This window comes from Alkalimarinus coralli (genome assembly GCF_023650515.1).
In the GTDB taxonomy this organism is placed as follows: domain Bacteria; phylum Pseudomonadota; class Gammaproteobacteria; order Pseudomonadales; family Oleiphilaceae; genus Alkalimarinus; species Alkalimarinus coralli.
In genome coordinates, this window is the sequence record NZ_CP096016.1 from 1,455,926 (window position 1) to 1,467,559 (window position 11,634).

Sequence of the window (11,634 nt, forward strand, 5' to 3'; positions counted from 1 at the left end):
TCTCACTATATTGTGTGATTCTCGCTATATTGTGTTGTTCTCACGATGACTCGTCACATTGAAGCTGGGTTCGCGAGTTAATATGCACCGCCCAATAATATAACGGGCAGATGTTAAATATACTACCTGAATGCGTGTATACTTTGACGTTAGTTTTTATAGAGAGAAGAAGCATAAATACTATATGAATGTTGAACAAATGAATCGCTTACTAAAAACGCATATACCGCTTTGTGGGTTTATGGAGTTGGCGATAAAGTCTTTGGAGTCTCACTCAATTATCGCTACCGCACCCATTCAGCCGAACCGCAATATGCACGGCACCGGATTTGCTGGTGCACAATACTCATTGGCTGTTGCAACCGGTTGGGCGCTGGTTCAAAACAGGCTTGATGTGGCAGGAATGGAGGGGCAGCTGGTCGTTCGAGAAGCTACGATTCACTATAAATATCCTGTGACCTCGGATATTACTTTAAAAGCCGAGTTTGAAGTTGAGATGAATGACAGTGAATTGCGAAGTAAAATGGCAGAGGAGGGTAGAATAAACTTTCCGCTGACTATAGCTATTTACTCTGAGGATAAGAGGTGTGCGTACTTGAATGCCGATTATGTTGTGCTCGGTAGAGCCTAAAGCCGCGTAGCCCGTTTGTAGGGTAAGTTAGGCTACGCTTTTTAGCTGTTTATATTCTAGTTCTTTACATTCTAGGTAGTCCGCAACCACCTGCGCCTAGATACTCATAGATATCAAAGCTTTCGTCAACTTTCTCGTCTGTTCCCCGCATTCTATCAATAACTTGTTCAAGCTCGTTTGCCATGTACTGAAAGAAGTCACGAGATGAGACAATACCTACGGGGTTGCCATCTTGATCCACTACTGGCAGATGCCGAAAACCCTGATCGCGTAAAATTTTAGCGCACTCTTTTATGTGTGTGTCATCTTTAGCCACAATTGGATTAGGGGTCGCAACGTCTTTAACTAGCGTTGTTGAAGAGTCTTTTCCTTCTGCAACGACGCGATTGAGAAGGTCGCGCTCAGTAAATATACCTGACAACTTGTTTTCATCAATGACAAGAATCGCTCCTAGATGAGACGCTTTCATTCGTTGGCAGACGGTGGTAACCGTTTCTTGTGATGTTGCGGTTACGAGGCTTGTTTTCATCACTTTTTTAACTAAAGCCATTTTAAAATCCTGTTGTTTTTCAGATTATTATTTTGTTGTGTATAGGATAGCAGGCATTTAGGGCGTTGATTATTGATTAATCTCATACTTGACGGTTAATTTAGTGTTATGTCTTACAACAAAGCGGAAACTGATCAGTGGTGAGCTTGATACGGGTAAGGAGGGGCGTGCAGGTAGAAAGGTTTAACGCAAAAAAATACCCACATTTAAAAATGTGGGTATTTTAGTCGTAACTTACAGCCCAATCGCTGCTGTGAGTTACGTAATTAAAACAACTTAGGCTTCAACTGAGGCGGTCGCTGCTTTTGTTGTGTACTCAGGCATCTTGTCAAAGTTCAAGTACTTGTACACTTCTGAAGACATGCTGTTTAGTTTGGATGCATACTGCATGTATTCTTCAGTTGTTGGAAGTTTACCCAGGATTGCACCAACAGCTGCTAGTTCTGCTGAAGTAAGGTATACATTGGCTCCATCACCTAAACGGTTAGGGAAGTTACGAGTCGATGTAGACAATACTGTGCTGCTAGCTGCAACACGCGCCTGGTTACCCATACATAGAGAGCAGCCTGGCATTTCAGTTCTAACGCCAGCTGTACCGAATGTATTGAAGTAACCTTCTTCCATCAACTGGGCTTCGTCCATCTTGGTTGGTGGAGACATCCAGAAGCGAGTCTTAAGAGGCTCTTTATTGGCGGCAAGCAGTTTACCGGCTGCACGGAAGTGGCCGATGTTAGTCATACAAGAACCGATAAATACTTCATCGACGCCAACGCCGGCAACATCAGATAGTGTTTTTGCGTCATCTGGGTCGTTAGGGCAGCAAACGATAGGCTCTTTAATATCGGCGAGATCGATCTCTACGATATGCTTGTACTCTGCATCGCTGTCAGCTTCAAGCAGTTCTGGGTTAGCCAACCAGGCTTCCATCGATTGTGCGCGACGCTCAAGCGTGCGTGGGTCACCGTAACCTTCTGCAATCATCCAGCGTAACATGGTGATGTTTGAGTTCAGGTATTCGGCAACTGATTCTTTCGAAAGCTTGATTGAGCAGCCCGCTGCAGATCGCTCAGCAGATGCATCAGAAAGCTCAAACGCCTGCTCAACGGTTAGGTTGTCAAGACCTTCAATTTCCAGTACGCGGCCTGAGAACTCATTGATCTTGCCTTTCTTCTCAACAGTCAGTATGCCTTGCTTAATGCCGTACAAAGGAATCGCATGTACCAGATCACGTAACGTGATACCTGGCTGCATTTCGCCTTTAAAACGAACCAATATTGATTCTGGCATATCAAGAGGCATTACGCCTGTAGCGGCAGCAAATGCAACCAAACCAGAACCGGCAGGGAAAGAAATACCCATTGGGAATCGCGTATGAGAGTCACCGCCTGTACCCACAGTATCTGGAAGAAGCATACGGTTTAACCAGGAGTGGATGATTCCGTCACCTGGGCGAAGAGCAACACCGCCACGAGTTTGGATGAAATCAGGCATGGTGTGTTGCATCTCTACGTCAACAGGCTTTGGGTAAGCCGCAGTGTGACAGAAGGACTGCATAACCAAGTCAGCCTGGAAGCCTAGACATGCCAGGTCTTTCAGTTCATCACGAGTCATTGGGCCTGTTGTATCCTGTGAACCAACGGTAGTCATTTTAGGTTCACAGTATGTGCCAGGACGTACACCCTGACCTTCAGGAAGACCACAAGCACGACCCACCATTTTCTGTGCAAGGGTGAACCCTTTTGTGCCAGCTTCTGGGTCAACAGGCAGACGGAAAACGTCTGTTGCGCCTAAACCAAGCGCTTCACGTGCTTTTGTCGTTAAGCCTCGACCAATGATCAGGTTGATACGGCCACCGGCTTGAACTTCATCAAAAATAACTTCAGATTTGATGTTGATTTCAGAAACAACTTCGCCCGCTTCATTTAAAATTTTACGGTCATAAGGACGAATTTCAATAATGTCGCCCATGTTGATGTTGTCTACAGGCGCTTCAAATACAAGCGCACCGGCATCTTCCATAGTATTGAAGAAAATAGGCGCCACTTTAGAGCCAAAACATACACCGCCAGTACGCTTGTTAGGTACACCTGGCATGTCGTCGCCGAAGAACCATAGTACTGAGTTGGTTGCAGACTTACGTGAAGAACCTGTACCTACAACATCACCGATAAACGCGACAGGGTATCCCTTGGATTTAATTTCTTCGATTTGACTGATTGGGCCTGTAACACCGTGTTCTTCAGGCGTTAGACCATCACGAGTCATTTTAAATGCAGCACGCGCGTGTAGAGGGATGTCTGGGCGTGACCATGCATCGGGCGCAGGAGAAAGGTCATCAGTATTGATCTCTCCTGTTACTTTAAAGGCTGCCATTTTGATGCTTTCAGCCACTTTGTCTCGGCTGGTGAACCACTCGGCATTTGCCCAAGACTCAATAACAGATTTAGCTTGCGCGTTACCTGCATCCATTTTCTCTTTAATGTCATTGAATGCATCAAATACAAGAAGAGTATGCTTCAGCTCTTTGGCTGCCAGTTCTGCAAGCGCAGGCTTGTCTAATTGCTCAACAAGAGTGGCAATGTTATAGCCGCCTTGCATCATGCCCAATAACTGAACAGCTTTTTCATCGCTGACTAAAGGTGAGGTAGCTTCACCGTTCAAGATTGCTGTCAAAAATGCAGCTTTAACGTATGCGGCTTCATCAACGCCTGGAGGGATTCGATTTTCAAGTAGGTCAACTAAAGTCTCTTCCTCACCTGCTGGCGGGTTCTTAAGTAATTCAACGAGACCCGCTACTTGTTCGGCGTTAAGTGCCTTAGGTGGTACTCCTTCAGCTTCACGCTCTGCTACGTGTTTACGATATGCTTCTAGCACAATTTAAACCCTCATCAGTTCCTGAGCCCGGATGACTTTACATCGTTATCCCGGGAGTTGTTGATTGATATATCCTTGCCGATACGTATCTGATTATCTTTAGGGATATAACAGTCTTAATTTTTTTAAGCGGCGGTATTCTACAGTATTTTAATAAAAAAGTTAAGATTGGAATCGGCGTGTATTATTGGTCTTTAGTAGATAATAGTCATTGTTGTCAGGTGGTTAATTAGGTGTTCGGGCTATATAATCGCCCCTTTTTGGGGCTGGCTTATTTACCTTATTTTGGAGTTATGCGTGGCGAATCAACAGGATTTAACTGAAATCTATTCATTCTTACCCTGTGAGACACCTGATGAATGGGTTCAATGTGCGTTAGATAATCAATCCATAATGCTGATTGATCACGCTCACTGTGAACGAAAAGCCGCGTCAACGGCTATTAATCTAATGTATCGTTATCCGGCCAAGTTGGATTTGCAGGCAAAAATGTCTAGATTAGCTCGAGAGGAGTTGCGGCATTTTGAGCAGGTGCTAGCGATAATGAAAAAAAGAAATATCGTTTTTAGGGGGATGTCGGCATCTCGCTATGCCGGTGGAATGAGAGAGTACGTCAGAAAAAGCGAGCCAGAGCAGTTGGTCGATGTTTTAATTATAGGTGCATTTATAGAAGCTCGATCGTGTGAGCGGTTTGCGAAGATTAGTCCATTTTTGGATGATGAGTTGAGACTGTTTTATCAATCGCTATTAAAGTCTGAATCCCGGCACTATCAAGATTATTTAAAGCTGGCGAGAGATGCGGCGAATGGATCAATAGATCAAAGGGTTGCGGAGTTCTGTGAAGTGGAGAAGGCTTTAATTACAAGTGCTGATAACGAGTTCCGGTTTCACAGTGGTGTGATGCCTTAATCAGCAAAATTCGTTTTATGAGTGAAGGGCAACCCTTTAGTCTAGTGCTCTAAAGGGTGGCTCAGTAGTTCAATTTCGCCCGTGGCATCTGCTTTCAGATACCAGACGTTTTTGTCCCAGTCGCCAAGTACAATCCGTTTGGCGGCTCTTCCGTTGGCTTCAATCTCATGTATTGCCGGGCGATGTGTATGCCCGTGAATGAGTGTGTTAACGTTATATTTTACTAGCGAAGATTCAACCTCGGACGGAGTAACATCCATTATTTCGAGTGTTTTGCCCTTGTTTTTTGCCTGGCTTATCGTACGAAGTTGTTGTGCTACGATTTGCCTCTCAGGCAGGCTGCGCTTTAAAAATAGCACTTGCCACTCGCTATCTCTCATGTTCTTACGGAACTTCATGTACTCAATATCATTAGTGCAAAGGCTATCGCCATGCATCAACAGAACATCCTTGCCGTAAAGGTTTACTGTCGTGGGGTCTTCCAATAAGGTGGCCCCTGTCTCTTCGCAGAACTGCTGGCCTATTAGAAAATCCCTGTTGCCATGCATTAAAAAGATATGGGTTCCAGAGTCTGATGTCTCTCTTAGCTTGCTTTTTACTTTGACCTGAAGTGGGGTATTTTCATCGTCACCGATCCAGGCTTCAAAAAAATCACCAAGGATGTAAAGCGCATCAATACCTTGTGCTTTGTTATCGAGAAACTCAAAAAACGCCCTGGTTATTTCAGGGCGCTCTTCCTCAAGGTGTAAATCCGAGATAAATAGAGTGGTCATTAACTCGCAGACTCATCTTCGCTTGCATTATCGATGACTTGAGCTGACTCGATCACCACGTCCTCAACAGGAACATCCTGGTGCCCTGCGGCCATAGTCGTCTGAACATTTTTTATTTTATCGACAACTTCCATTCCGCTGGTGACCTTGCCAAAAACAGCATACCCCCAACCTTCCGTAGTTTCAGATGTGTGATCAAGGAAGCCATTGTCTTTAACATTGATAAAAAACTGAGCTGATGCCGAGTGAGGATCCATTGTTCTGGCCATTGCGATGGTGCCGTTTAGGTTGCTAAGACCATTATTTGCTTCGTTTTTAATGGTTTCTCTGGTTTCTTGCGGGGTCATGCCTGGGCCGAATCCGCCGCCCTGGATCATAAAATTGCTGATGACTCGGTGAAAAATTAATCCGTCATAAAAACCGTCGCGAACATTTTTCTCAAAATTCTTGGCCGTCACAGGTGCTTTTTCGTAATCAAGCTCGAGAGTAATGTCTCCAAAGTTGGTTTTTAGTTCAATCATCAATGTAACCTATCGTTGGTTTGTTTAAGTGGGTGGTCAATAATCTATTATCAACCGATTGATGTAGCTATTGTAGTTAATCTGTAAGATAAAAAAAATGGCTCTCTGCAGGCAAATTGGTCGTTCATTAGTTAAATCTGGCGAGGTATTGTGTTTTTTTATTGTATATAATGCACTGCTATGAGTTTAACTATTTAATTCGCATCCTCTAATTTCGCAAGGTACAAGTAAAAGTATATGGCAACCACCGAGACGAAAGCATCAAGCAACTTTATTCGAAACATTATTGAAGACGATGTAAAAAACAACAAGAAAGAAAAAGTGGTCACGCGCTTTCCCCCAGAGCCAAATGGTTATCTGCATATAGGGCATGCTCGTTCAATTTGGCTTAATTTTGGTATGGCCCAAGAGTTTGCCGGGGAGTGCAATCTGAGATTTGATGATACAAATCCTGAAAAAGAGGAACAGGAGTATGTTGACTCTATTAAGGAGGATGTTCGGTGGCTTGGGTATCAGTGGAGTGGGGGCGTTAAGTATGCATCTGAATATTTTGACCAGTTCTATGAGTGGGCCCTTCACCTGATTAGAGAGGGCAAGGCTTATGTTTGCCATTTGTCTGCCAAGGAATCAAGCGAGTATAGGGGATGGGCAACCAAACCCGGTAAGGATAGCCCCTACAGAAACAGAACGGTCGAAGAAAACCTTGCGCTGATAGAGCAGATGCGAGCGGGAGAGTTCGATGAGGGCGCTTGTGTGCTGAGGGCAAAAATTGATATGGCTTCGCCCAATATGAACCTGCGCGACCCTATTTTGTACCGTATTCGAAAGGTTGCTCACCATCAAACAGGTGATAAGTGGTGTATATATCCCAGCTACGACTTTGCTCATGGCCAAGAGGATGCTATTGAGGGAATTACTCACTCTATCTGCACCCTTGAATTCCAAGATCACAGGCCGCTTTATGAATGGTTTTTGGATAACTTGCCAGTGCCAAACAAACCAAAGCAGTATGAGTTTGGAAGGCTCAATTTAAATTACACAGTGACCAGCAAGCGGAAATTAAAGCAGCTTGTTGATGAAAAGTGCGTTAACGGATGGGATGACCCAAGAATGCCAACCGTTTCGGGTATGCGCAGAAGAGGGTATACGCCGACCGCACTGAAAGCATTCTGCGATATGGTGCCTGTGAGTAAAAGCAACAGTGTCATCGATGTATCTGTGCTAGAGCGCGCTATTAGGGATGATCTAAATGATCATGCTCCTAGAGCTATGTGTGTTATGAATCCGCTGAAAATTGTGGTGACTAACTTCCCAGAGGGGCAGACTGAAGAGATGGTTGCCGCCTGCCACCCCAGCAAGCCGGAACTGGGTGAGCGAGTGCTGCCGTTTACACGTGAATTGCTAATTGATCGCGACGACTTCAACGAAGATAGCTCTCTGTCGCGTAAAAAGTTTAAGCGGTTAGTGCTAGGTGAGTGGGTGCGCCTAAGAGGGGCGTACATTATAAAAGCAGATGAAGTGGTTAGAGGGGCGGATGGTGAGATTGAGCAGGTTAATGTCTCACTAGTACCTGACACTGTTGGAAATGATGCGCCAGAAGGAATTAGGCCTCGCGGCGTCATTCACTGGGTCTCAGCTGAATGTGGTGTGCCCGCTGAAATTCGCCTCTACGATAGGTTGTTTAATCATGAGTCGCCTGATCAGGGAGAGGAAGATTTTATCTCGTATATTAATTCCGAAAGCCTGTCGATTATTTCTGCGGTAGTTGAGCCTTCTATTGCTGATTGTGAGCCTGAGTCTTCGTTCCAGTTCGAGCGTGAGGGGTATTTTGTGGCTGATCGTTATGATCATGCAGCTGGAAGGCCTGTGTTCAATATGACTATAGGCTTGAGAGATACATGGGCTAATAAGTAGCTTGTTTAGTGTTGATTTGTTTTTTGTAAGAGGTTTTACCTCAAATAATAGTTGTCTATTTAGGGTTTTATTTAATGTCGCTTCAAATTTTTAATACGTTAACTCGCAAAAAAGATGTCTTCGTTCCTTTGGAGGAAAATAAAGTGAAGATGTATGTCTGTGGAATGACAGTCTATGACTACTGTCATCTGGGGCATGCGAGGGTATTGGTTTGCTTTGATGTGATAGTCCGTTATTTAAGGTCGCAAGGTTATGACGTGACCTATGTAAGAAATATCACGGATATTGATGACAAAATTTTAAATAGGGCGAATGAAAATGGAGAAAAATTTACCTCATTAACAGAGCGCTTTATTGATGCAATGCATGAAGATGAAGCCAGGTTAAATGTTAAAAAGCCTGATTTTGAACCTAAAGCGACTGCTCATATTGCAGAAATCATAAAGATGATTGAGCAATTGATCAGCAATGGCTTTGCGTACGCGGCTCCGAACGGCGATGTTTACTACTCGGTTCAGAAATTCCCAACCTATGGCCAGTTGTCGAAGAAAAATCTTGAAGAGTTGTTGGCTGGTGCGCGTGTAGACGTTGAAGACTTGAAGCAAGATCCAAGGGACTTTGCGCTTTGGAAGTCGGCTAAGCAAGGTGAGGTGAGTTGGAACAGTCCGTGGGGTGAGGGGCGTCCAGGCTGGCATATTGAGTGCTCTGCTATGTCGACCTGCTGCCTTGGGGATACATTTGATATTCATGGTGGTGGGCCTGACCTGCCATTCCCTCATCATGAAAATGAAATTGCCCAATCAGAAGGGGCGACAGGGCAGAAGTATGTGAATTACTGGATGCACGCCGGCGCAATAAGGGTTAACAAAGAGAAGATGTCAAAATCTCTAGGTAACTTCTTTACTATTCGGGATGTGTTGGAAAGCTATCCTGCAGAGGTTGTACGATATTTTCTGGTGTCCAGCCATTATCGCAGTCAGGTTGACTACTCTGAAGGAAGCCTTAAGGAGGCTCAGTCAGCATTGTCCCGTTTATATACGGCGTTAAGAGATGTTTTGCCGGTCGAGACTGTCGGTGATGACTCGGATTATTTAAATGAATATCGAGCTCGATTTCAGAGTGCGATGAATGATGATTTTAATACTCCGGAGGCCTTGGCGGTGATGTTTGATCTTGTTAAAGAGCTTAATCGAGCTAAAGCGGACTCAGATGGGCGAGTAGGGAAGCTGGCAGGCTTGCTCAAGGAGTTTGGTGAAATCTTGGGGGTTCTGCAGTTGGACGCGGAAGCTTTTCTAAAATCCAGCGGAAGTTTTGGAGAAGATCTTATAAGTGAAGAGGAGGTTGAAATGTTAATTGCCGATCGGGTCAATGCAAGAAATAGTAAAGATTGGGCTGAATCTGACCGTATAAGAGACTATCTAAAGGATGCAGGCATAATTCTGGATGACAGAAAAGAGGGAACTGTCTGGCGGCGAGGGTAGAGATTTTAAGGTTGAATCCAAGTTGTAAGTGTTAGATGCAAGAAAGAGCGCCAAAATAGCGCTCTTTTTTGTTATGCTTTCACCCAATAAATGCGGGTCTCTTTATGAGTGGAGTTTGTCCGCTGCATAAAGTGTGTTCTCCATAAGGGTTGCGACTGTCATTGGGCCGACCCCTCCGGGAACGGGTGTGATCCAGCTTGCATTCTCTTTGGCTGTATCAAATTCAATGTCGCCAACAAGTTTTCCCGAATCGAGTCGGTTAATGCCTACGTCAATTACAATGGCGCCAGGCTTGATCCATTCCCCTTTAACTATCCCTGGTTTTCCAACTGCCACTACTACAATGTCAGCTTGAGAGATTTTCTGGTCTAGGTTTTGTGTGAATCGGTGGGTCGTTGTTACCGTGCAGCCCGCTAGTAATAGCTCAAGCCCCATGGGTCTGCCAACAATATTTGAAGCGCCAACAATGACGGCGTCCTTTCCTCTAATGGTTTCACCTGTGCTTTCAAGCAGGGTCATGATTCCTTTTGGTGTGCATGGCCTCAGTAGTGGGAGTCTTTGTGCTAGCTTACCCAGGTTAAACGGGTGAAACCCGTCTACGTCTTTATCAGGACGAATTTGCTCAAGAATCTTGTCTGCGTTCAAATGTTGAGGGAGGGGGAGTTGCACCAGGATGCCATCAATCTCCCTGTCCTCGTTTAACCGATCTACTAATACTTCTAGCTCTTCTTGTGTTGCTGATGATTCAAGCTTGTATGAGCGTGAGTGGAAGCCGACCTCTTCACAAGCGTTGGTTTTATTCTTTACATAAACCTGTGAGGCCGCATCTTCGCCGACAAGAACGACTGCCAGGCCAGGCACTCTAAGTCCTTTGTTGACCCGTTCTTTAACTCCGTCTGCTACTTTTTTTCTAACTGATGCAGCAATTGCTTTGCCGTCAATGAGATTTGCGCTCATATGAGTGTCTTCGCCTATTGATTAATGTATGGAAACGTAAAACAAACTATGCGTATATTTTCTCATGCTGGTAGCTGAATAAAAAGAGCTGATTAATCGTTATACTGAAATGAGTGAGCAGCAATTAAATGCTGCTTAGCTGCTATTTACACAATTTCCTGTTTGTAAAAATAAATATGCATGCAGTGGTTGACGGATGTTGAAACCGGCTGTATTATTCGCGCCATCTTGTTGAGACACAGAAGAACGAGACGGGGTATAGCGCAGTCTGGTAGCGCGCCTGCTTTGGGAGCAGGATGTCGGGAGTTCGAATCTCTCTACCCCGACCAATTAGTTTGTTTTATGGCTGGTTGTGGTTTTTGTGTCTTGTTGGATCGGGATCTATGCGCCCGTAGCTCAGCTGGATAGAGCAACGGCCTTCTAAGCCGTGGGTCGCAGGTTCGAATCCTGCCGGGCGCGCCATATTAGGTAGCTGGCAGAGAAAGATTCAATACAAGTGATGGTGGGCGTAGCTCAGTTGGTAGAGCTCAGGATTGTGATTCCTGCGGTCGCGGGTTCGATCCCCGTCGCCCACCCCAACTTTCTAATATCTAAGGGTATTCTAAGGTTGGTAAATAGTGTATAGTTAAAAAATGCGAAAGTGGCGGAATTGGTAGACGCGCTGGATTTAGGTTCCAGTATCGCAAGATGTGAGAGTTCGAGTCTCTCCTTTCGCACCACGTTTTAAGTGGTGATCCTTCAGAAAGTTCTCAGAGCGCTCAGCTCGATTTAATCTAAAAAATTGACTTGTTTATTGGTGTGATTCAATCGTACTGTTGTGCCTATTTCTGTGTGTTTTAGGTTGTATCTGGGCAGGAATATAAAATATAATTCCCTGTTTTATCATACGTGGTTTAGCGAAATCGCAGTCAGTGCATTACCGAGTTTTTCGGTTTCCTGTTAATTAGACTTCTAATTAACGGTTCCAGATGTGTAGAGTATATTGTCATATATTTTAGCATTGGGTGTTTGGTCGTGATCTCAT

9 protein-coding genes and 4 tRNA genes are annotated in these 11,634 nt (G+C 44.7%); 8 read left to right on the forward strand and 5 right to left on the reverse strand.

All coding sequences use genetic code 11. From position 1 onward, the window contains the following. Nucleotides 1-199: 199 nt before the first annotated feature. Entirely contained in the window at nucleotides 200-631 is a 432-nt protein-coding gene (locus MY523_RS06450) for a YiiD C-terminal domain-containing protein (RefSeq protein ID WP_250657975.1), read from the forward strand. Between the two features lie 64 nt (nucleotides 632-695). On the opposite strand, the gene MY523_RS06455 is transcribed toward MY523_RS06450, so the two are convergent. After that, nucleotides 696-1,181 carry a CBS domain-containing protein gene (locus MY523_RS06455; protein ID WP_250657976.1) on the reverse strand — a complete coding sequence of 162 codons (486 nt, stop codon included), beginning with the start codon at nucleotides 1,179-1,181 and terminating at the stop codon, nucleotides 696-698. 276 nt (nucleotides 1,182-1,457) lie between these two features. Continuing rightward, nucleotides 1,458-4,055: a bifunctional aconitate hydratase 2/2-methylisocitrate dehydratase gene (gene acnB / locus MY523_RS06460; RefSeq protein ID WP_250657977.1), complete on the reverse strand. Its 2,598-nt coding sequence runs from the start codon at nucleotides 4,053-4,055 to the stop codon at nucleotides 1,458-1,460. 297 nt (nucleotides 4,056-4,352) lie between these two features. Between acnB and MY523_RS06465 the strand changes: the two genes are divergently transcribed. Next, nucleotides 4,353-4,964 (forward strand): MiaE family protein, encoded by a 612-nt coding sequence (locus MY523_RS06465; RefSeq protein ID WP_250657978.1) that lies wholly within the window; start codon nucleotides 4,353-4,355, stop codon nucleotides 4,962-4,964. A 41-nt stretch (nucleotides 4,965-5,005) separates the two neighbouring features. Here MY523_RS06465 and MY523_RS06470 read toward each other — a convergent pair whose 3' ends face one another. Together MY523_RS06470 and MY523_RS06475 are read right to left on the reverse strand one after the other, a co-directional pair. Then, nucleotides 5,006-5,737: a UDP-2,3-diacylglucosamine diphosphatase gene (locus tag MY523_RS06470; RefSeq protein WP_250657979.1), complete on the reverse strand. Its 732-nt coding sequence runs from the start codon at nucleotides 5,735-5,737 to the stop codon at nucleotides 5,006-5,008. Beyond that, complete coding sequence (locus tag MY523_RS06475; RefSeq protein WP_250657980.1) at nucleotides 5,737-6,258, reverse strand: peptidylprolyl isomerase; 522 nt, start codon at nucleotides 6,256-6,258, stop codon at nucleotides 5,737-5,739. The genes MY523_RS06470 and MY523_RS06475 overlap by 1 nt, the downstream gene beginning before the upstream one ends. A 237-nt stretch (nucleotides 6,259-6,495) precedes the next feature. Here MY523_RS06475 and MY523_RS06480 point away from each other — a divergent pair, with 237 nt between their 5' ends. Together MY523_RS06480 and cysS are read left to right on the forward strand one after the other, a co-directional pair. Then, complete coding sequence (locus tag MY523_RS06480; protein WP_250657981.1) at nucleotides 6,496-8,172, forward strand: glutamine--tRNA ligase/YqeY domain fusion protein; 1,677 nt, start codon at nucleotides 6,496-6,498, stop codon at nucleotides 8,170-8,172. A 74-nt stretch (nucleotides 8,173-8,246) separates the two neighbouring features. Beyond that, nucleotides 8,247-9,653, forward strand: a complete 1,407-nt coding sequence (cysS, locus tag MY523_RS06485; protein WP_250657982.1) for a cysteine--tRNA ligase — start codon at nucleotides 8,247-8,249, stop codon at nucleotides 9,651-9,653. A gap of 102 nt (nucleotides 9,654-9,755) precedes the next feature. On the opposite strand, the gene folD is transcribed toward cysS, so the two are convergent. Continuing rightward, nucleotides 9,756-10,610, reverse strand: a complete 855-nt coding sequence (gene folD / locus MY523_RS06490) for a bifunctional methylenetetrahydrofolate dehydrogenase/methenyltetrahydrofolate cyclohydrolase FolD (RefSeq protein WP_250657983.1) — start codon at nucleotides 10,608-10,610, stop codon at nucleotides 9,756-9,758. A gap of 252 nt (nucleotides 10,611-10,862) precedes the next feature. Here folD and MY523_RS06495 point away from each other — a divergent pair. The 4 genes from MY523_RS06495 to MY523_RS06510 all read left to right on the forward strand — a co-directional run bounded on the left by MY523_RS06495 (nucleotide 10,863) and on the right by MY523_RS06510 (nucleotide 11,329). After that, a tRNA-Pro gene (locus MY523_RS06495) sits at nucleotides 10,863-10,939 on the forward strand. 56 nt (nucleotides 10,940-10,995) lie between these two features. After that, nucleotides 10,996-11,072: transfer RNA gene (locus MY523_RS06500), tRNA-Arg, on the forward strand. Nucleotides 11,073-11,112: 40 nt separating this feature from the next. Beyond that, nucleotides 11,113-11,188: transfer RNA gene (locus tag MY523_RS06505), tRNA-His, on the forward strand. Between the two features lie 56 nt (nucleotides 11,189-11,244). After that, a tRNA-Leu gene (locus MY523_RS06510) sits at nucleotides 11,245-11,329 on the forward strand. Nucleotides 11,330-11,634 lie beyond the last annotated feature (305 nt).